This is a genomic window from Anaerostipes faecalis, assembly GCF_018982945.1.
Classification (GTDB): Bacteria; Bacillota; Clostridia; order Lachnospirales; family Lachnospiraceae; genus Anaerostipes; species Anaerostipes faecalis.
Window position 1 is genome coordinate 1 of the sequence record NZ_JABRXE010000016.1, and the last position, 19,402, is coordinate 19,402.

General features: G+C 39.0%; 23 protein-coding genes and 2 pseudogenes. 9 read left to right on the plus strand and 16 right to left on the minus strand.

From position 1 onward, the window contains the following. Positions 1 to 132 precede the first annotated feature (132 nt). From KTB61_RS12190 to KTB61_RS12255, 14 genes and pseudogenes are all read right to left on the minus strand, one after another. Positions 133 to 234, minus strand: a pseudogene (locus tag KTB61_RS12190) (TcpE family conjugal transfer membrane protein); the annotation flags it as partial. A gap of 117 nt (positions 235 to 351) precedes the next feature. Beyond that, a complete protein-coding gene (locus KTB61_RS12195) occupies positions 352 to 855 on the minus strand; it encodes an antirestriction protein ArdA (protein WP_003423048.1) in 504 nt (167 codons plus the stop codon). A 17-nt stretch (positions 856 to 872) separates the two neighbouring features. Continuing rightward, positions 873 to 1,376 carry an antirestriction protein ArdA gene (locus tag KTB61_RS12200; protein WP_003423046.1) on the minus strand — a complete coding sequence of 168 codons (504 nt, stop codon included), beginning with the start codon at positions 1,374 to 1,376 and terminating at the stop codon, positions 873 to 875. Beyond that, positions 1,295 to 1,591: a hypothetical protein gene (locus tag KTB61_RS12205; RefSeq protein ID WP_003423044.1), complete on the minus strand. Its 297-nt coding sequence runs from the start codon at positions 1,589 to 1,591 to the stop codon at positions 1,295 to 1,297. Before KTB61_RS12205 ends, KTB61_RS12200 begins: the two co-directional genes overlap by 82 nt. A gap of 84 nt (positions 1,592 to 1,675) precedes the next feature. After that, entirely contained in the window at positions 1,676 to 2,452 is a 777-nt protein-coding gene (locus tag KTB61_RS12210; protein ID WP_003423043.1) for a helix-turn-helix domain-containing protein, read from the minus strand. Between the two features lie 203 nt (positions 2,453 to 2,655). Continuing rightward, a complete protein-coding gene (locus KTB61_RS12215) occupies positions 2,656 to 2,877 on the minus strand; it encodes a hypothetical protein (RefSeq protein WP_002323342.1) in 222 nt (73 codons plus the stop codon). Then, positions 2,878 to 2,991, minus strand: a pseudogene (locus KTB61_RS12220) (DUF3789 domain-containing protein); the annotation flags it as partial. A 33-nt stretch (positions 2,992 to 3,024) separates the two neighbouring features. Next, positions 3,025 to 4,221, minus strand: coding sequence for a MobT family relaxase (mobT, locus tag KTB61_RS12225; RefSeq protein WP_003423038.1), 1,197 nt, complete (start codon positions 4,219 to 4,221; stop codon positions 3,025 to 3,027). Between the two features lie 183 nt (positions 4,222 to 4,404). Further along, the gene (locus KTB61_RS12230) at positions 4,405 to 5,799 is read right to left on the minus strand and encodes an FtsK/SpoIIIE domain-containing protein (RefSeq protein WP_003423037.1); all 1,395 of its coding nucleotides are present in this window, start codon (positions 5,797 to 5,799) and stop codon (positions 4,405 to 4,407) included. Positions 5,800 to 5,899: 100 nt separating this feature from the next. Next, positions 5,900 to 6,226, minus strand: coding sequence for a hypothetical protein (locus KTB61_RS12235; RefSeq protein ID WP_003423033.1), 327 nt, complete (start codon positions 6,224 to 6,226; stop codon positions 5,900 to 5,902). Between the two features lie 15 nt (positions 6,227 to 6,241). Then, a complete protein-coding gene (locus KTB61_RS12240) occupies positions 6,242 to 6,649 on the minus strand; it encodes a helix-turn-helix domain-containing protein (RefSeq protein ID WP_003423032.1) in 408 nt (135 codons plus the stop codon). A gap of 167 nt (positions 6,650 to 6,816) precedes the next feature. Continuing rightward, entirely contained in the window at positions 6,817 to 7,200 is a 384-nt protein-coding gene (locus KTB61_RS12245; RefSeq protein ID WP_003423022.1) for a YdcP family protein, read from the minus strand. A 15-nt stretch (positions 7,201 to 7,215) separates the two neighbouring features. Beyond that, the gene (locus tag KTB61_RS12250) at positions 7,216 to 7,542 is read right to left on the minus strand and encodes a YdcP family protein (RefSeq protein ID WP_003417601.1); all 327 of its coding nucleotides are present in this window, start codon (positions 7,540 to 7,542) and stop codon (positions 7,216 to 7,218) included. 232 nt (positions 7,543 to 7,774) lie between these two features. Continuing rightward, entirely contained in the window at positions 7,775 to 10,819 is a 3,045-nt protein-coding gene (locus tag KTB61_RS12255) for an SrtB-anchored collagen-binding adhesin (protein ID WP_021401955.1), read from the minus strand. 758 nt (positions 10,820 to 11,577) lie between these two features. Here KTB61_RS12255 and KTB61_RS12260 point away from each other — a divergent pair. The 9 genes from KTB61_RS12260 (at position 11,578) to KTB61_RS12300 (ending at position 17,695) form a co-directional block, all read left to right on the plus strand. Continuing rightward, positions 11,578 to 12,453 carry a ParB/RepB/Spo0J family partition protein gene (locus tag KTB61_RS12260; RefSeq protein ID WP_216697621.1) on the plus strand — a complete coding sequence of 292 codons (876 nt, stop codon included), beginning with the start codon at positions 11,578 to 11,580 and terminating at the stop codon, positions 12,451 to 12,453. Between the two features lie 15 nt (positions 12,454 to 12,468). Then, positions 12,469 to 13,254, plus strand: a complete 786-nt coding sequence (locus tag KTB61_RS12265; protein ID WP_216697622.1) for a ParA family protein — start codon at positions 12,469 to 12,471, stop codon at positions 13,252 to 13,254. Continuing rightward, a complete protein-coding gene (locus KTB61_RS12270; RefSeq protein ID WP_216697623.1) occupies positions 13,244 to 14,155 on the plus strand; it encodes a ParB/RepB/Spo0J family partition protein in 912 nt (303 codons plus the stop codon). The genes KTB61_RS12265 and KTB61_RS12270 overlap by 11 nt, the downstream gene beginning before the upstream one ends. Next, a complete protein-coding gene (locus KTB61_RS12275) occupies positions 14,145 to 14,504 on the plus strand; it encodes a replication initiator protein A (protein ID WP_216697624.1) in 360 nt (119 codons plus the stop codon). The genes KTB61_RS12270 and KTB61_RS12275 overlap by 11 nt, the downstream gene beginning before the upstream one ends. Before the next feature lie 64 nt (positions 14,505 to 14,568). Further along, positions 14,569 to 15,534 (plus strand): DUF6017 domain-containing protein, encoded by a 966-nt coding sequence (locus KTB61_RS12280; RefSeq protein ID WP_216697625.1) that lies wholly within the window; start codon positions 14,569 to 14,571, stop codon positions 15,532 to 15,534. 15 nt (positions 15,535 to 15,549) lie between these two features. Continuing rightward, entirely contained in the window at positions 15,550 to 15,846 is a 297-nt protein-coding gene (locus tag KTB61_RS12285; RefSeq protein WP_216697626.1) for a hypothetical protein, read from the plus strand. A 149-nt stretch (positions 15,847 to 15,995) separates the two neighbouring features. Continuing rightward, positions 15,996 to 16,424, plus strand: coding sequence for a hypothetical protein (locus tag KTB61_RS12290; protein WP_216697627.1), 429 nt, complete (start codon positions 15,996 to 15,998; stop codon positions 16,422 to 16,424). A gap of 172 nt (positions 16,425 to 16,596) precedes the next feature. Beyond that, positions 16,597 to 16,920, plus strand: a complete 324-nt coding sequence (locus tag KTB61_RS12295) for a helix-turn-helix domain-containing protein (protein ID WP_216697628.1) — start codon at positions 16,597 to 16,599, stop codon at positions 16,918 to 16,920. Positions 16,921 to 16,978: 58 nt separating this feature from the next. Beyond that, a complete protein-coding gene (locus tag KTB61_RS12300) occupies positions 16,979 to 17,695 on the plus strand; it encodes a hypothetical protein (RefSeq protein ID WP_216697629.1) in 717 nt (238 codons plus the stop codon). A 206-nt stretch (positions 17,696 to 17,901) separates the two neighbouring features. Here the strand turns inward: KTB61_RS12300 and KTB61_RS12305 are convergent, their stop codons facing one another. Beyond that, on the minus strand, positions 17,902 to 19,143 hold the full coding sequence (locus tag KTB61_RS12305) for an IS256 family transposase (RefSeq protein ID WP_216697630.1): 1,242 nt from the start codon (positions 19,141 to 19,143) through the stop codon (positions 17,902 to 17,904). Between the two features lie 91 nt (positions 19,144 to 19,234). Beyond that, positions 19,235 to 19,363: a hypothetical protein gene (locus tag KTB61_RS13160; protein WP_269145787.1), complete on the minus strand. Its 129-nt coding sequence runs from the start codon at positions 19,361 to 19,363 to the stop codon at positions 19,235 to 19,237. Positions 19,364 to 19,402: the final 39 nt, after the last annotated feature.

The window sequence follows — 19,402 nt, forward strand, 5'->3', positions numbered from 1 at the left end:
TTTGCATCATGCACATGTAATACCAATATCAGGAAAGTCATACAGGTTAAAAGACCACTTAAAACAAACAGACTAATTGTACATTTTTATATAATATTTTTTGTACATTAGGTCTTGACATTTTATACATGTAATCTGTGTAAAGGTAACGGGAAAAGGCAGGTTAAAGTCATTGATTGCATACAAGACTTTTTCCACGTTCCAGATACCCGTATAAGATTTAATCTTTTTCAAGTTCTTTCAGCTCCTTTCGTAAGTTCTTCAAAGAGAAAAGGACAGCCATTTTCAGACTGTCCCTTAAAAGAGAAATACGCTGTCAGTAGCAACCATGCCGTTGCTGATCTTCCAGCGTTAATATGGTATCTCGCATATCCCTCGGCTTGTTTCAATAAAGCAACCGCCCATATCCAAATCTCGCCCGTAGGCTTCATAATCAATGTAGTTCTGTAAGCTGGGTGGAATGTCCCCAAGTGCCTGCAATTCGTCTATGTAGTAATAGGCAACATCTGTCATGGTTTCACAGTCGGGATAATAATAAATATCGTCCTTGTGTTCCACGACTTCTTCCAGCGTCCCGTAGTGACTGATAAATTCGTCCAGACACTCTACGATATAGTCGGGAAGTTCCTCTATCATTTCATACATCTCATTGAGTTCTTCAATGGAAACATACTCGCCAATCGCAATGGGGAAGTTGTCGGTATCATGGATAGCGTATTCCTCATACTGTTCATTCAAGCCGATTTTTTCTTTTACATCTTCCTCGTCAATGGGGAACGTGAACCAAGCACCGACTAAATAACCCTCATTGTATTTACCGAGATTAGCAATGTAAACCGCCATATCATCTATCATAAGCACCACCTCATTTCCTACTCTGGTAGTTCAAAGATACCGTGTTCCGTTACTAAGAATTTCCCGTGTTCCTGCAAGTGAGAAGCGTAGGCTTCAAAGTCAAAGTAGTATTCTTGACAGTCCTCGGATAAATGTTTGAACGTCGAGTCATTCATCAGCTTTTGCCTTGCAACATCTATCATGCTTTTGCAGTCGGGATAAACCGTAATCACGTTCCTGCAAATATAAAGTGCTTCTAAATTCTCAAACACCGTAAGTAGTGATACATATTCTTCCTGCATATCGCTTGAAAGCTGGCGGTACATAAACTCTAATTCGTTAAGCTGGTACACGCTTGTATGTTCGTGGACTTCATCAGCATAAGGCAACACCTTTTCGATAATGCGGTACGCCGTGCTTTCTGCACCGACACCTAACTTTTCTTCAAACTCGGCAACATCTATCGGCAGGTCGAACCAGTATGATGTTGTTTCTTCGCCAGTTGTTTCTCTCGTTTCCACCAGCACCCTTGTTTCCTGCATTGTTCTTCACGTCCTTTCTGTTGTTTCATCACATCTTTTAAGGTCTGGTACGGCATACCAAACACAAACTTTGAAAAATCTTCTAATTGTCTTTCTTCATAATCGGCAGGGCTCAGCCGTTTCATTTCACGCCACACCTTACGCTTGTAAGAGGGCAGGTCAGAAATGTATTCACAGCCGACTTTTGCCTGCATATCCTTAAAAATATCGTTCATGTAATCACTCCAATCTGAAATTTTGGTATGAAAAAAGCAGTCAATCATAAGACTAACTGCTTTGTGTGAATATTAAATTATAGCTTATCCTAATCTCTTTTTAATCTTTCTTTTTAGTTTGAAAAAGAAACTCGTTGAATATTGCTCGTTTTTCACTAATAGTTCATAGGTTTCCATAACATTGATTGTATATACAAAACCCAACATTCCAACAGCAAGACCGAAAAATGCAAAGGAATGATATTCTGTCCATGAAATATAGCCTTTCACAGTAAATAGAAAGAAAATTAGTCCTGCTATAAAGAGAACAGTACAAGGAACAGCAACTATTACATATTTTTTCTTTTTTGAAGTGTATTCGCTTTTCAATTCTTTTAGATATTCATAATCAAGTAGTAAAGGTTCTTGCCTTAAAATGTTGTATTCTTGTTTTTCATAAAAAATTGCTACGACAAAAAATATAATTCCTGCCACAAAGCAAAATGCCATACCTAAATAACGCCAAGTCATATTATCTAAAAACAAGGTATATGGTATTCCAGCAAAAATGCAAAGCATAACCCCTAAAGCAAGATAAAGTCCTAATTTTTTCTGATTAGCGATAAACCCTACCGACATTTCCTTGCTTACATAATATCCTCGTTCTTCACTATTCTTTACATTCTTTTCGTCTTTCAAAAGATAATCCGTAGATACTTCAAAAATGTTTGATAATTGTAAAAGCTTTTCTGTTTCTGGAAACCCTTGATTGTTTTCCCATTTACTAATTGCCTGCCTAGTAGTGCCTATTTGTTCAGCTAGTGCTTCTTGCGATATTCCTTTTTCTTTTCTTAACTTGAAGATTTTTTCTCCTAAACTCATTGTGTGATACCTCCTATGATTTGATGAATAAATTTTATCAAGCCATAATGTTATATTCTATATTTTTTGAAATGCACATTAGCAACTTCAAGTTGCAACCTTGTATAATATACAAAATTCATAGATTTTTCTGGTAAGTACAGCGTTTTATGTAATACAACATTCAAATTATAACATTCGCATATCAGTACCACAATAAAATTTTATGCACCGATAATCTTATTGAACAGCTCTAACAATACATCTTTCACACCGCCAGCATTGAATACCAAACCGACAGCAATCAAGGCAACTACCAAGAAGCCGATAAGTTTGGAAAACTCACGCTTGAACCCTAAGTAGATACCGATAACCACAATCGCCATAAGCACTAAGCTCTGTGCGTTACTTAAAAACCATTGATACAAATTTTGTCCGAAATTCATTTAATTGTCCTCGCTTTCTTCTAATTGTTTCATTTTATAGTCAGCTTCTTTGCCGACATTCAAAATACACATCAAGACTATGCCGATACCCATTCCCATAGATACCAGCAGGAAGTCTTTTAATAATACCCACATTTTTCATCACTCCTAAATTTCTACTAAATCTTTTGCAGGGGTCGTCTGCTGTTTGATTATCATTTCATGCTTTTCTGTGAGCTTTGCCTGCTGTTCGATTGTCTCCATGTAATCTGTACCGTTTCCCTTATCAATCTTTTTCAGCATTTTCAAGGTCGGTGCTACCTGCCTTTGTACCCAACGCAATGTACGATCTAAGGTATAAGGTTCTGGCTTTGTCGTCAGTTTCAGACTTTGCCGATTATCGCCGATAAACCAAGCCCAGCGGTCATTGAGTTTCCAGTCATTTTTCCGCTTGTCTGGTTCTTCATCAACAAACCGTACATACTGATTGATGATAGAAAAGGCGGTCTGCTCTGCGTCGTAATACGTCAGCAAATCCCGTACTGCATAATAGGCACGTTCATTTCTAAGCCGTATCTCAAAACGGTTGATAATATCGGCTTCTTCCAGAGGTGTCCCTAACTTGACATACTGCTCATAGTCCTTTTCATAGATACAGAAATATACATCAGATTTCAGCGAACCAAGATAAAGGGTACGTCCCATATATTCTCTGTCGTCCTCGCTGTGCTTGATAAGCTCGCCCGACTGGTAAAACTTATAACTTCTGGACTTTCCGATATATTCCCGTTTTCTGCATTTTTCCGCAAGCTCTGGAATATCCAAAATGCCCGTATGGTCGTTGATAGCAAGGTCGATACGCTTCATCACGCCACCGTCTATGAGTGCGTCCATGAGAAAGTCATACCAGCTTCTTTGCTGTGCCAGCAGGTAACTCTCAAACTGTCGGCAACCACGCCCCTTTAACTCTAAAAGGACACCTTTTTCTTCGTCAGCCGACGTATAGATAAAGATGTCCCCTAAAGAATAATGCTCCGTATAACTGTAATGTCCGTAATCTTCATGGAGCATATAGTTGATATTCAGTTTTAATATATCTTTGATGATGTGCTGTATATCCAGCGTGGGAAAACGAATTTTCACATAATCAAACAGCATGGTAAGCGGTGCTTCTGGATTGAACCTTGCCAGTTCTTTATGCAGAGTTTCCAGAAGTTCCTTTGACGGCTTCATTTTTCCGCTTTCTATCTTGTTGAGATATTCCCTTGTGATACCAGAAGCCACCGCCAGCCTGCCTTGTGAGATACCGTAAGCAATCCGTTTCTCCCGTAATTCTTTTATCCATTGTTCTTCATTCAGAACCATACCCCCAATCTGTCAAGTGTGAAGTTTTTTAAGGCGACTTCACAGCCGATTTTTACTGGGAAATCATGCCAGAAGCCTTATGTTTCCTATGTTTTTCGTCTATTGTCTATTTGCAAACGTACCCCTCTGTTAGATACCGAGGGGTTTTACCTGCTGGCGTGGCTTACGCCACACCAGCAACGGCTAGTCCGTGCCGTCGCCTTTCGCTTCGCACGTCGCCGTCCCGTCCTGCCTTGCTTGTGCAAGAGAGCCGATAGTCTGCAAAAAGTCATGTCCTTTCGGGACTAAAGGCGTGTAAAATTCGCTGATAACGCTTGTTCCCACATCACAATAGCCACGCCCCTTGATACGCTTCTGGAAAAACTGCTTTTTCACATCTGAACCAAACAGCATACCGTAACCTAATTCGCTGATACGCCCAAGTCCCACGCGGAAATTGAAGTTATCTCTGATACCGTCCGAGAAATACTTTGCGTCTGGACGCTGGCAGGCAACGATAAGGAAATATCCTGCTTGCCGTCCTAACATAACGATTTTCTTTAACTGGCTAAGTAAGCCCACGCTTTCTTTTGTCCCCAGCATTTCAAAAAACGCCACATATTCATCAAAGATAAGAAAGCAGGGTGGCAGTCCCAGATAAGCGTAGTTTTCGCCCGTCTTATAGTTCGGGTGTCGCTTCATTTCCTCACTTCGCTGTACCATACCCTCATAAAAGGCATTGACGCAATCAATCATTTTTTCTTTGGTGTGATACACATTTTCCATAACTGTCCCTAAGTCTGCTAAGTCCGCATTTTTCGGGTCTAAGATGTAAAGGACAGCGTTGGTATGCAGTAAGGCTTCAATGAGCGTCAGCAGAAAATAGGTTTTACCGCCACCAGTCCCACCAGCAATCAGAGCGTGAGGGAGTGCGTCATATTCCCAGACAAGATTTTTCATCAATTTAAGACAGCCATTTTCTGCCCGTACTTCATCAATAGTAATGCGGTTCGCTATCATATCATAAAGCAGGGTATATTCGATATAACCGTCATGTAAGGTCTTGTCGGTCAGCTCACAATATAATCCACTTTCCAATTTATCCTCTAACCGTAAAAGCTGGTCTTGATATTTTCCCAGCGTAATTTCACAGCGGATATGAAGCAGTCCCTTTTCCATTTGATAATAAATCTTTGGAAACCAGACGATTTTTTCCCTTGATCTGCTTTGCAGGTCAGTAAAAAAACCGCTGTCTTGTACGGTATCGGCTTCATACCACTTATTTTCCAGTATCATTCTCGCCAGCTTTTGACGGTGCAGGAGCTTCTTGAAACTGTCGTAACAGAAGCGGTAATACAGAAAAGCGACCAATGCACAAACACCAGTCGCTATCAGTATGGTTATGAAGTTGTAAGGGGAAAGCGTCAAGCCGTTCTCTAACAAGCTGAAATGCTCCCAGTCGGTACGCATGAGCTGTTTGATATTCAGTAGCAGGAGAACCGCCACGAATAAAAACAGAAGCGTCCCTATGGAAAAATGGTAGACAAGGTGCTTGTCGCTGGCTCTGATACGGTGTCCTCTATTCCAAATCTTACGCATAAATCATTCACTCCTTTCTGGGTACGAAAAAAGCAGTCAATCATATAGACTAACTGCTTTGTAAATGTTGCAAGATATAATCATAAATCTGCATTTTTAGTTATATTAAGGTCGCACATATAATGCCAATTACACCAATAGCCAAAAATAACAGTCCAATACCTGCTGATTTTTTACGTTTTTCTAATTCTTTTGAGTTGCTTTCACTCATATTTACAATAGGGTATTTTCTTCTTCCGATTAGATACATAAGCAAACCACTTGAATTATTCCCACTCATTGTAAATACTCCCCAAAATTTAGGGTGCTTTAATCCTCTGGCTGTTGCGTCTATAACAGTCATATGATAAATCTGAAACACAACACAAAACGCTCCTACAAGTGCAACTGCTCCACAAATTACCGCTAAAACTATGTTCAAATTCATAACAAAATATCCTCCTTAAAATTTTTTGATTATCTGGTAAAGTAATGCTGATGAAGTGATAACCATAAGACAAAATATTCCAACTAAGAAATAACGGTTATCTGGTATAAACATATTTAATGCTATCAGCAATGCTACGACAATGATATTTACAATAATTGCCCATATCATTTTTTGGTTGCTTTTTACAACATTTGTACTTTCTTCTAAATGTTCAATCATTTTTTCATCACCCTTTAGCAATTCGTCAAGACTTATAGAATATAGGTTGCTCAACTCTATTACATTGATAATGTCTGGGTAAGATTTTTCATTTTCCCAGTTTGAAATTGTCTGCCTTGATACATTGATTTTTTCTGCAACATTTTCTTGTGTCATTCCAGACTGTACTCGTGCATTTTTAAGTTTCTTACCTATTTCCATATTCCGATTGCTCCTTTCGGTGTCATTGTCATATATTAACCCTCAAATGTCTATCCAATATCTTCGACAAATCCTTTTTTTCCTTGTCAAAATTATTTTACATAGCTTAAATACGGCTCTTTTGGCTCATTATACTGTAATTTCAGAGTATAATCTATGACCTAGATTTATTTTTTCGTCTGTCCCTGCGGTACATGGTTCTGTGGATTGCCTGCGTTCTGATTGCCTTTATTCTTCAACACAATATCCTCTGCCTTTACATACCAGTCCACATCTGCACCACCAAACGTCTTTCTTGATACCGTATCGGCTACGGGATTGACAAGCTCTACAACTGCATTGTACGGAAATTCCCTTAACGGCACTTCTGGCGGTACGGACACGGGGATAATTCCACCATGCAGACTACATTTCAAGTCATAGATACGCTTTTTAAGCTGGGTACTCGGTGTCCCGTCCTCATTCTGCATAAACACATCACGCACCGCTGTAAATTTTAATTCGCCAAATGTTTTCTCTTTGTCAATAACAAACCCGTTTGATAATCTCATAAATTCTTCACTCCTTTACTTTTCTTCAACTGCTACAATATCATCAGCAACTAATACATAATCGGTATGTCCCATATCCCCGATTGCGTAACCTCTGCCGTACAACTTCGGATTGACAAGTTTTACTTTCTGTTCATACTTGAACTTCTTTTCGCCAGCCTGCACGGGAATTTCCACTACAACATTTTCGCCTTTCTGTACGTCAGAATAAAGGTTATAGCTTCGTCTGGCTAAGACCCTGCGGTTATTTTTATCTCTTTCAAAGATAGGCTCGCTTTCTCCTGCAAATTCAAGAGTTCCAAAAGACTGTGCCATATCTGGCACGACATATTTCATTTCCATAATGTTTTACCTCGTTTCTTTCTATTTTGATAAATTGATTGTAATTTCTTATTCTGGCGGTTTGGGAAGTACCAGCAATCCCCCAGATAGTAAAGGGTAAAATCAATGCTTCGCACCCTTGACTATCCGTGTTCTTGCAGGTTGGTGGCAGACAAGCCAGAATAAGCAAAAGTCTGCCGTTTGACAGCTTCGGCGGAGAGCGTGATTTTTCTTTCATCATACCGTTACCGCCTTATGATTTCTTCATTTTACGGCGTTTGTAAAGATATGTTCCAGCCAGTCCACCAGCAGACGCAAGCAACATCACAAGAAATGCCATTACATTTGTACTGTCGCCCGTTTTGGGACTGTCGCTCGGTCTGCTCGGCTTTTCTGGTATCTGTGGTGTTTCGGGTTTCTCTGGTTCTTCTGGCTTTTCCTTAAAGGTAATCGTCTGTCCCTTATCCTCAATATCCTTATGCTCGGTAACTTTCTTCGGCTCGTCTGGATTGCTTAAATCGTACAATTCTTCAAAAGTTACAAGCTGTTTACCGTCAAGAGAAGTAGCGTCAAACGTAAAAGCAACTTCCACTTTCATAGTTTCGCTGTCAGCAGTAAACGTATAATCATTTTCCACACATTTTCCATTGATAAGAAGTTCTGCATTTTCTTCTTTCAACATCTGCCAGCCCACAAGTTTGTACTGTGTACCAACTTCTAAGCCCTCTAAGGTTACGGTATCAATGATTGTAACGTTTTTTCCAGCTTCAAGCTCTTTGTTGCCGTCCTTATTCGTAGCAGTCGTATGAATTTTGATGATACGCTCTGTGATTAAAACGGTCTGCCCGTCGTCCTCAATGTCTTTGTGTTCCGCAACTTTCACGGGTTCGTCTGGATTGCTCAAATCATACAATTCTTCAAAGGTAACAAGGTTCTTGCCACCTAAAGCAGACGCATTGAATGTATAGGCAATTTCCACTTTCATTTCTTCCTCATCAGCGACAAAGGTATAATCATTTTCTGCACGTTTCCCGTCAATGATAAGCTCGGCGTTTTCCTCTTTTAACATCTGCCAGCCTTTGAGCTGATATTTTGTGCCTTTTGTAAGTCCGTCTAATTTGACAGTATCAACAATCGTAATCTCTTTTCCTGCAAGGATAGTCTTTTCGCCGTCCTTGCTGGTCGCTGTGGTATGGATAGAGATTTCTTTTTCGTATTCATCAGTCAGCGTTCCTAAATCAATCAAAAGATTATTTCTTGATACCACGATTTCAAAAGGTGGGATAAGTTCAAAGCCTTTGTTGCTTTCAGAGCGTAATTCCTCAATGACGTAAGTATCGTAAGGTAACGCACCTTTGCTGTCGTCTGGTTCAGAAGTTCCAAACCACACACCGTCCTCGCTGGTCTTGCCTGCGTTGGTATTGTGCTTATGAGAAGCCCAGTCAGCAGAAGTGGAGAACTGCCCGTTATTGTCAGTTACCACGATATGACTTTCTCCTGTCGTCTTGCTTGTGATCCTAAAGGGAACATCAGCAAGACGCTTGTGTGTGCCTGCACCGATTTTTACACCCTCAATATCTCCACGCTTAATCTGATTATAGATAGAATGGGCTTTGTCGGTTAAGTCCACGATTTTTCCATTTTCTGTGATTGTAAAATCAATCGGCTTTGCACCGTCAGTTAAGTAACCGTCGGGAGCTTCACTCTCAACAATACGGAATTTTCCATAAGGTAAGAGGTCAGCAGAAGTAGAAGCGACACCCTCAATATCGGTACGAATTGTCTTTACCACTTCATTTTTCTTGTATAGCTTGCCCTCAACCAAAACAGAATTATCATTTAAGGAAATGATGTCAAAAGCAGTATCTTTCAAGGTTGCACTTCCTTGTGGCTTCATATCGCCCGTTTCTAAATCTCGCTTCTGAATTTTCACACCGCCACGGATAACCTTGTCTGATACGGAAAACTGGTTACTTCCAGATAATACGGCAAGGTCGTCGTCCTCGGTAATCTGTGTTACATATAAGCCCTTTATCTGTTCGGACTTATCGCCAGCCTGCATATATGCACCCTCTAACAAGTAGCCGTTTGGAGCTTTTGTTTCTTCTATGGTTAGTGTCCCAAGTGGAAGAACGGCTTTTCCGTCTTGCATATAGAAGCTGTCGCCAGACACCTTGTATGCGTCCGCTAATTTTGTGATGTAATGAGTTGTCCCGTAGCTGTCTGTTTCAGCGATTGTCTTTGTAACCCATGTTCGAGTAGCTTCGGCAGGGAGATTGTCTTTGTTATAGAAGCCAGCATAATACTTCCATGTAAATTCCGCACCTGCTAAAGAAGCGTTCCCTTGCGGATTGTCTTTCTTTGTTTCCATATCTATCTTGAAAAGCTCAATCAAAGTGTCCGTTACTTTTGGCGTATCAGATACGTTCAAAGTCGCCGTCTTTCCAGCTTCAATCTTTAAGGAATATACAGTTTTATCTACTTTATATCCTGCTGGTGCGGATAATTCCTTGATATAGACTGTGCCTGCTTTTACCTCTGCAACATCTGTATTTCCGTTTTCATCAGTCGTAAGGGTGGCAAGCTGTTTCGTGCAGTCCTTATCAGTAAAGACACCATAGGTCGCACCAGCGATTGAGTAATTCCCGTTACCGTCTGTAATGCTGGCATTACTGGAAGTCTTTTTAAGTTTCGCATTTCCAACATTCAGCTTCGCCCAGAATTGCCCCAATTCCTGCCCCTCGCCAGAGTAGATATAACCGCCACATTCATAGCGTCCTTTATTTTCTTTGACAAAGGTTCTTGCACCAGAGAAAACTTCGTCCTGCGTTGCCTTTGGAATTTCATCATAAGAAGCTCGCACGTTATCGCATTGCCAGCCAAGATGTACGCTCAATCTCTGCCAGACTACACATTGTTCCAACAGATAGACTTGCTTGTAGTTCAGTTCCTTGTGAGCTTCGCCATACTGTTTGACATACTCTAAGGATAACGCCACATCTGAAATCTGGTTGGCATTCATGCGTGAGCTTGCGTCAGCTCTGGTCTTGTAGCCATTCCTAAAATCTGTGTTAATGTCGATACAATAGGCTGTTTTGCCCTCAACTTTCATCATGCCCTCATTGAATGTCGAGCCGATAGAACCGTCATTCATTACTTTTTCAATGATACCGACACGCTCTGCACTTTCTGTCCAGTATTGCTTACTTTCTGCATGAACGGGTGTAGTCGGTAAAGCAGTAACGATAGTTGCAAGAGCTAAGAAGCCCGTACACAATCGTTTCAATGTCTTTTTCATAAATTTTAATACTCCTTTCATTTTTGGTATAAAAATAGACGCTCATTTCTGAACGTCTATAACATACGAGTATCTTGATTTCTAGTGATAAATGATTTATAGTTTGTTTGTAATGTTTTCTGATAAATTAAAGCTTTAAATTAGCCTTTGTTGCTAACAACCTGCTAACACTCTACGGTGTATGAGGGTACACCAGAGAGTATCAACAATTAAACATAACAAGCACTTATGCTTTAATTTACGGCATTAAACGCTCCCAAGAGGATAATCGAACTTCTAGCTACCACGGTTCGCAGAGAACTCCTAAGCGAGGGGTCAGAGGTTCAAATCCTCCCGGAGACGCTAGACAAAGGCGGAAATGCAGTGGTTTTGATTGACTCACGTGCGTCCGCCTTTTGTTAGCAGAAAGGCAAATATCTCATGATAATTGCCACCAATTGATGGCAGAAATCTTGTCAAATGCCACCAAATATATCGAAATGCCACCAACGTTTTGAAAGGGTAATTGCCACCAAATGGGAAGAGCCTTGTGGAAAGTGATTATCAGGTCTGTCAATCAGAGTAAATATTAGCTTTTGTAGAAATAAAGAAAGAGAAAGCATAATTTCTGCCACCAGCTGTTAGCAGGAAACAATTTCATTTTGATGGCACTGCCACCACCAACGATCGACAAGCTCGTTTGGTTCGAATCAATCTTTATCGAGAATGATTTGGACTGAACGGGCTTTTTTGTCGTTCGCAAAAGAAAGGAGTTACAGATGTCAGAAGGAAAAATGAACATTGGATCTACAGAGGGAGATCAGGTACTGGAACTGGATATCAATCGGCTAAGGGATTTCAAGAACCATCCATTTAAAGTAACTGCTGACATGAGCATGGTGGAATTGAAAGAAAGTATTGAGAGATATGGAATACTCAATCCTTTGATTGTAAGACCTGTTCCAGAAGGCTATTACGAAATTATCTCTGGTCACAGGAGAAAGTTTGTAGCAAAGCAGCTTGGATATACCAAGGTTCCGGTCATCATCAAAGTCATGAAAAATGATGAAGCTATTGTAGCCATGGTTGATTCGAATCTTCAAAGAGAATATATCAGCCCCAGTGAAAAGGCTCATGCTTATAAGATGAGATACGATGTGATGAAAAAGAAAGGAAATACCAATGTTCGTGGACGAGTCGTCCACAAAACAAAAGGAAAAAGAACTGTTGAAATACTGGCTGAGGAATTTGGAGAAAGCACAAAGCAGATACAAAGATATCTAAAACTTACGGAGCTTATTCCGGAATTGCTTACCAAGCTAGATGATGATCAATTATCAATTAGTGCTGCAGTTGAGATTGCCTTTCTAAAAGAAGAAGAACAGAAATGGTTTCTCGAAGCAATGGACTATGCACAGGCAACACCATCACTATCTCAGGCACAGAGAATCAAAAAGTTAAGTCAAAGCAATGAACTAACAGAGGATGATCTAAAAGACATTCTTTGTGAAATAAAAAGGGAAGATATTTCAAGGGTGACATTTAAGACTGAACAGCTAAAGAAGTATTTTCCAAAAGATTATACCGTGGAAAAAATGAAACGTGAAATCATCGATATCCTGAAAATATGGATGGATAAATATTGGGATTTATAAGGAGGATTGTATTTTATGTGTAAAGTAATCGCAGTTGCAATGCAAAAAGGTGGATGTGCAAAAACAAGCGTATCATTAAATCTGGGAATAGGACTTGCCAGAGCAGGTAAGAAAGTTTTGTTAATTGATAATGATCCGCAGGGAAACCTTACAGCCAGTTTAGGATATGAAGAACCTGATGATATGAGTGATACTCTTGCATCTGTAATGATGAAGATCATTAACGATGAACCAATTGAACCGGGATATGGGATCATTCATCATCAGGAAGGAATTGATCTGATACCAGGCAATATCGAGTTATCCGGTTTGGAAGTTCTTCTTGCGAATGTAATGAGCCGGGAAAACATCCTGAAAGAATATATTGAGCAGATCAAAGATCAGTACGGATACATCATCATTGACTGTATGCCATCCTTGGGTATGACAACAATCAATGCTTTGGTAGCTGCTACTTCTGTATTGATTCCGGTTCCGGCAGCCTATCTTCCAGTAAAGGGATTGTGTCAGCTGATCAAAACCATCTCCATGGTAAAGAAACGTCTCAATAAGAAGTTAAAGATTGAGGGCATAGTTCTTACGATGGTGGATTACAGAACCAATTATGCCAAGGATATCACACAAAAATTACGTGAAGGTTATGAAGCAACAATAGGTGTATTTAGCACGTACATTCCATTTTCGGTCAAAGCTGCAGAATGCAGTTTAGAAGGAGTAAGTATTTACATCCATGAGCCAAAAGGAAAGGTTGCCGAAGCATATAAGAAATTGACAGAGGAGGTTTTATCTCATGAAAACTAGAACTGGACAGAAATTGAAATTAACGACTGTAGAAGAATTATTGGGAGTTCCTGCTACTGAGTCATCGACAGAGATAGATATTGATAGGATCCATGTGTTTAAAAATCATCCATTTAAAGTATTGGATGATGAGAAAATGTCGGATTTGGTTGAAAGTATTCGAGTTAATGGTATCTTATCTCCTGTTTTGGTACGTCCAGATGGCGAAGACAGTTATGAAATGATCTCCGGTCACAGAAGGATGCATGCTGCAAAGATTGTTGGATTAACTATGATACCTGCCATTGTAAGGGAAATGTCAGATGATGAAGCCATTGTATATATGGTAGATTCTAATATCCAACGAGAAGAATTACTTCCTAGCGAGAAAGCATTTGCATATAAAATGAAAATGGATGCATTAAGACGACAAGGAGCAAGACAAGATTTAACTTCGGACCATAATGGTCCAAAGTTGGCAGCTTGGTCCATAGGGAAAGATAATGGTATTTCAGGCACACAAGTAAAAAGATATATCCATCTCACAGAACTGATTCCCGAATTACTGGATATGGTTGATTCAAAAAGATTGCAGTTCACTGCCGGTGTCGAAATCTCCTACATTGACAAGGAAATCCAACAATGGATATGTGAATACATCCATGAGAATGGAAATGTAAAACAGAACCAGATAGTCATTCTTCGTCAAGAATTGTTAAATGGAGCAATTACACAAAGACAGCTGATCGATATTTTAAATGAGAATGCGATCGGAAGAATTCCAAAAAAGAAGGTAACTCTTTCAGAAAAGAAATTATCTCAATACTTTCCACCACATTATACATCTGCAGAAATGGAAAAAGTAATCGTGGAACTTCTTACCAACTGGAAAAAACAAGGAGGTGCAGAGAATGGCTTTTGATTATATTTATGGCTTATCAGCTGATCAATATAGCTTCTACAGGATTCCAAAGAGCCTGATGTTCGGGGATGAATTTCGAGATTTATCCCTGCAGGCAAAGCTTCTTTACGGATTACTCTTAGATCGAATGGGAATGTCCGTAAGGAATCAATGGATTGATAATGATAACAGAGTTTATGTAGTTTATCCGATTTCCGAAATGCAAGAGGATCTGAATGTTTCAAAGAAAAAGGCAATCGAATACCTGAAAGAACTTGAAACAGTTGGATTAGTAAAGAAAAAGGTAAAAGGTTTTGGATTACCGAATCATTTGTATGTGAAAAACTTCGTTGTTTCACAACCGGCATAAGCATTTCAGAAGTTTAAAAATCGACACCCCTAGAGGTGCAAATTCAGGAAGGGAGGAGCTTCGCATGGAACAACAGAAGCTACAGTTTCGTTATTATTATGGTGATGAATCTGAGCAATTCAGTTTCTTCAAAATACCAAAGCTTCTGATTACGCATGAGATTTTCCGAGGACTATCGAATGATGCCAAGATTCTGTATGGATTATTATTAGATCGAATGAGTCTTTCTCAGAAAAATAAGTGGTATGACGAAGAAAACAGAGCTTATATCGTATGCGGTATTGAAGAAATCACAGAATTATTGAATTGTAGTCGAAATAAAGCAATAAAATCACTTCAAGAACTGGACACAGATAAAGGAATCGGGCTGATAGAAAAACGTCGTCTGGGGCAAGGAAATAATACGATTATGTATGTAAAGAATTTTCTTATTCCGCAGGAAATGATCTCGCAGCAATCGAATGCTGATACAATTTCAGAAGTCCAAAATTTAAACTTCAAGAAGTCCAAAATAAGGACTTCTAAAAGTCCAAAAAATCAACTTCTAGGAGTACAAAATATGGACCATAATAATACTTATAATAATAAAACAAATAATAATCAGACTGATGATTCTAATCGAATCATATCTGGTGACGATAAGCGATGTGATGAGGAATCAGAGCTTAAGGCATATCAATCTCTGATCAAAGAGAATATCGAATATGAATATCTACTCATAACCTATCCAACAGAGAAAGAAACCATTGAAGGTATCTATGCGTTGATTGTGGAGACCATGATGACCAGTAGTGAAAAGATCCTTATCGCAAGTAACTGGTATCCGGCATCTTTAGTGAAGGGTAAGTTCATGAAGCTTAATTATCATCATATTCAATACGTTTTAGATATGCTGCGATCAAACACGACAAAGGTACGAAATATTAAGAAATACATATTGGCTTCACTCTTTAATGCTCCAACCACGATAGAAAGTTATTACAGAGCAGAAGTTAATCATGATTTTCCACAATATGCAGCAGCAAAATAAAAAGGAGAGCTGACTATGTTCGTTTTAAAATTAATCGGGAAAGTATGCGTATTACCAGCGATCGTAGTATTCGCGTTTCTTCTGGGAATCGTCAAAGTATGTGTTGGAATTTATAACTTTGCAAGGGCGCTGTTCGGTCTTTTGATCGGTGCCCTGGTGATTCTTACAGTCATTTTCTATCAGGATTGGTTACAGATCGGTTTACTGGTAATTATTTCATGTATTGGGATATCTATCTTAGCTGCCGGAATATTTTTGGAAATAATACTGGAATCAGGAATTAGCAGATTAAGTAAGTTTGTACTATCATAATTGAAGGCGGTCAAAAATGACCGGGTTCAAATAAGGAGGCATTTACTTTATCGAAAAAGCGATGAATGGTAAAATATAAAAATGATGCTTTCGTGCGAAAATATGTCAAAAGAGTTTTTTCATAAAATAGATTTTCAGGAGGGAAACTAATGAACAAAATGGAAAATGAATATATTCAGTTGCCACCATTAAAAAGAGACACCGATTTAAGAGTGATCATGGCACTGTGGGAATATGTAAGGCTGTCAGATGAAGAGAGAGAACATGTTTTAACTATTATGAATGAGATAAAAAAAGATAAAGCAAGCAGAATACTTCCACCACTTGAATTACTTCAAAATCTGCCACAGGAAGAAATCAATGATTTTGATAAGGTCATGGGAAAGATTATTAATGATATTATTGTGGAGGCATGTGATCTGGCATGTTGGGTGTATAGATGTAAATTTATCGAAGGATGGACTCTGGAACAGATGGTAGATGAAAAAAGAGACGCAGAACAGTTCGTTGTCGCCCTTTATTATCTATTTGAGGAATATATCGATAAGCCTGATGATAATAATATCAAACCATCATAATAAAACTGGTGTAAGTTAAGAAATAAATATGATATACTGATATTGTTCCTTATTTTTTTTGACTGTATATATCGCAATACCTAAGTATTATGCATCGGTATATATAATCTGATAAGTTACCTTGTTTCTCAGTAAAATAAAGGTATCATATCGGAAAAGAGGTGTAGAATACTTGCAAGCTGAGAACTATATTATTGCTAAGATTGAGCAGTTGTGTGAAAAGAAAAATATCAGCAGATACAGACTAGCTCAGAAATCTGGAATCGCACAGTCATCTATTTCTACATTGTTAAACAGAAAGAGCGTTCCAACGATTCAAACTCTTGAGAAAATATGTGATGGATTAGATATTACTCTCGCTCAATTTTTTACGGAGGATGAAGAATATCCTGATTTAACATCTGATCAAAAACAGCTGCTTTCTGACTGGAATGCAATGGATGATCATCAAAAAGAGTTGGTTAAAGCATATATACAGGGTGTCATTAGAAAATAAGGACAGCTGTGCTTAAGAAATGGCATAGCATGTCCTTATTTTTGTTTCGGGGGTTGTTATGAAACGATATCATTATTTATGCTGTGTATTTCTTTTAGGGATTATCCTTTGTAGCTGCCAGATACAGACAGTTGAAAGCTCAAACAAAAATCAACAATCAGAACAGAAAGTAAAAGACGAGAAAGATTTAAAACTATTACTACAATCCTCCATTGGAAAGGAGCAATGCTTTATATGCGGAAATCCTGCAGGGGGACTTCTTGATTACTATTATAAATTCGATTCTATCGGGATTATTCATTGGGAGGATATGTCGGTTACTGACATTCGGATCCGAGAATATGATGATGATGGAAATGAAAAGATTGACTCTGGGCATATGAGCACAATGGTAATTTCTTTTGGAGAGGATTATGGTTCTATTATGACACACTCTCAACCGGATAGATGTATTGCAGAACCAAATATACACCTTGGTGAGAAAGATACAATAGATTGTGACTCGCTCATTGATCAATTGTGCCAAGATTGTTTGGATAAGGTATGTGATTTTTATGAAGATCAGGTAAACAGTGATAATGATGAATATTTGGAAAGTACAGGATATTGTCTGATTGATTTTAAGACAAAAGAATTGTATACTCTGTCCAATCCGTACCGGGGATATAGTATCCGAGATTATATAGTACGGTATGACTATAGAGAGCAGGGAGACGGGGAAAAGTATATTGATCTATTGATTTTCTATGCTCCTGTCCGTGGCGAAAAAAGATAGGTGTAAGATTAAAAAAATGGACGTATTGGATGTTTACCATTACGTCGAGACTATGAAGAAAAGTCTGTAAATTAGATTCTTCTATGATAATGATGGGCGAAAGGCTTGAAATATCAGCTTTTCGCCCTTGGTTTATATATAACAGTTACTAAAACGCATGTCAAGAGCAGGCGGTTCTGCCGCCTGTTTTAGCGATGGAATATTACCTATTCTGGAAGACGTCCTTCGTACATAATACTTAGCTCTCCATAGACCTGTCCCCAGTTCCGGATTGTGGAAGTCCACTTTTTTGTTGCTTCAAAGGTTGCCAGGTACAAGGCTTTCAGCAGTGCTGTATCGCTCGGAAATACGCTTCTTTGGCGATTGAGTTTCCGATAGGTTGAATTCAGCGATTCAATGGCATTGGTCGTATAAATGACCTTTCTGACGGTTGCTGAAAACTTGAAAATCGGAGAGATAGCATCCCAGTTATCTTTCCATCGTTTCATGGAATTCGGATATTTTGGAGTCCATTTCTCAGTCACTCTCTCAAGGGCTGCCAGTGCTTTTTTCTCATCAGCCGCCTGATAAATTGTCTTTAAATCAGTTGCAAAAGCTTTCCTGTCTTTATCCGGAACGTATTTCAGGGTATTTCGAACCTGATGAACGATGCAACGTTGATATTCTGTTTTCGGAAATGCTGCCGCAATTGCTTCCTTTATTCCGGTAAGGCCATCCGCACAGAGGATTAAGATATCTTTTACACCTCGATTTTTCAGCTCATTTAACACAGAGAGCCAGTATTTCGCACTCTCATTGTCTCCAACATTGATTGTCAATACCTCTTTCTTCCCTTCAGTATTGATGCCAAGAATGATATAGGCTGCCAGCTTACGGATCACACCATTGTCACGGACAGAATAATGAATTGCATCGATGTACAAGATTGGATATACCTCGTCTAACGGTCGATTCTGCCAGTCTTCAATCTGTGGCAGAATCTTGTCTGTAACATCTGAAATAAATCCTTCTGATGTCTCAAAACCGTAGATGTCCTCAATCGTCTCAGATATCTGTCTTGTAGTCATCCCTTTGGCATACATGGAGATAATCTTCTGATCAATGTCAGAAATATCTTTCTGACGTTTCTTTACTACCTGAGGTTGAAAAGTAGATTTTCTGTCTTGAGGAACTTCAATCTCCATAGCTCCATAACTGCTGTTTACACGTTTCCGCTTGTAGCCATTGCGATAATCGTCATTGTCCGAACGCTCGGATTTCTCGTATCCAAGATGATCATCCATTTCAGCTTCCATCATTTCTTTGATGGTTCCGCCCAGAAGATCTTTTAATGCATCCTGGATATCTTCAGCTGTCTGAATATCATATTCCTCCAAGAGCTGATGAATAATATTCCGTTTTCCTTCTGTCATTTGTACTCTGTGTACAGGTTTCTTTTGTCTTGCCATAATAAAAGGCCCTCCTATGATTTTTATTTTATCATAGAAGAACCTTCTAAATGCTATTTTACAGAAAAAGTTTCACACTCTCTTATTATACTTACATTGTCTTTGCCAATGATGTACGCAACGCTGCCATCTCTGGATTCCCCAGAACTTTCATCAGCAATTCTGGATCTACTCCCTCCGGTATCGCATATAATGACTGTTCCTTTTTCAGAACAGTCATTATTTACCTTATTCACAGTTTGTTGTCAATCATTTTTTA

Excerpts from the sequence above, each read along its gene's own strand:
- KTB61_RS12255 (WP_021401955.1), bottom strand. The coding sequence starts at position 10,819 with ATGAAAAAGACATTGAAACGATTGTGTACGGGCTTCTTAGCTCTTGCA.
- KTB61_RS12285 (WP_216697626.1), top strand. The coding sequence starts at position 15,550 with ATGTTCGTTTTAAAATTAATCGGGAAAGTATGCGTATTACCAGCGATC.
- KTB61_RS12260 (WP_216697621.1), top strand. The coding sequence starts at position 11,578 with ATGTCAGAAGGAAAAATGAACATTGGATCTACAGAGGGAGATCAGGTA.
- KTB61_RS12290 (WP_216697627.1), top strand. The coding sequence starts at position 15,996 with ATGAACAAAATGGAAAATGAATATATTCAGTTGCCACCATTAAAAAGA.
- KTB61_RS13160 (WP_269145787.1), bottom strand. The coding sequence starts at position 19,363 with ATGACTGTTCTGAAAAAGGAACAGTCATTATATGCGATACCGGAGGGA.
- KTB61_RS12280 (WP_216697625.1), top strand. The coding sequence starts at position 14,569 with ATGGAACAACAGAAGCTACAGTTTCGTTATTATTATGGTGATGAATCT.
- KTB61_RS12210 (WP_003423043.1), bottom strand. The coding sequence starts at position 2,452 with ATGAGTTTAGGAGAAAAAATCTTCAAGTTAAGAAAAGAAAAAGGAATA.
- KTB61_RS12305 (WP_216697630.1), bottom strand. The coding sequence starts at position 19,143 with ATGGCAAGACAAAAGAAACCTGTACACAGAGTACAAATGACAGAAGGA.
- KTB61_RS12205 (WP_003423044.1), bottom strand. The coding sequence starts at position 1,591 with ATGAACGATATTTTTAAGGATATGCAGGCAAAAGTCGGCTGTGAATAC.
- KTB61_RS12270 (WP_216697623.1), top strand. The coding sequence starts at position 13,244 with ATGAAAACTAGAACTGGACAGAAATTGAAATTAACGACTGTAGAAGAA.
- KTB61_RS12275 (WP_216697624.1), top strand. The coding sequence starts at position 14,145 with ATGGCTTTTGATTATATTTATGGCTTATCAGCTGATCAATATAGCTTC.
- KTB61_RS12240 (WP_003423032.1), bottom strand. The coding sequence starts at position 6,649 with ATGGAAATAGGTAAGAAACTTAAAAATGCACGAGTACAGTCTGGAATG.
- KTB61_RS12200 (WP_003423046.1), bottom strand. The coding sequence starts at position 1,376 with ATGCAGGAAACAAGGGTGCTGGTGGAAACGAGAGAAACAACTGGCGAA.
- KTB61_RS12250 (WP_003417601.1), bottom strand. The coding sequence starts at position 7,542 with ATGGAAATGAAATATGTCGTGCCAGATATGGCACAGTCTTTTGGAACT.
- KTB61_RS12300 (WP_216697629.1), top strand. The coding sequence starts at position 16,979 with ATGAAACGATATCATTATTTATGCTGTGTATTTCTTTTAGGGATTATC.
- KTB61_RS12215 (WP_002323342.1), bottom strand. The coding sequence starts at position 2,877 with ATGAATTTCGGACAAAATTTGTATCAATGGTTTTTAAGTAACGCACAG.
- mobT (WP_003423038.1), bottom strand. The coding sequence starts at position 4,221 with ATGGTTCTGAATGAAGAACAATGGATAAAAGAATTACGGGAGAAACGG.
- KTB61_RS12230 (WP_003423037.1), bottom strand. The coding sequence starts at position 5,799 with ATGCGTAAGATTTGGAATAGAGGACACCGTATCAGAGCCAGCGACAAG.
- KTB61_RS12195 (WP_003423048.1), bottom strand. The coding sequence starts at position 855 with ATGATAGATGATATGGCGGTTTACATTGCTAATCTCGGTAAATACAAT.
- KTB61_RS12265 (WP_216697622.1), top strand. The coding sequence starts at position 12,469 with ATGTGTAAAGTAATCGCAGTTGCAATGCAAAAAGGTGGATGTGCAAAA.
- KTB61_RS12245 (WP_003423022.1), bottom strand. The coding sequence starts at position 7,200 with ATGAGATTATCAAACGGGTTTGTTATTGACAAAGAGAAAACATTTGGC.
- KTB61_RS12235 (WP_003423033.1), bottom strand. The coding sequence starts at position 6,226 with ATGAATTTGAACATAGTTTTAGCGGTAATTTGTGGAGCAGTTGCACTT.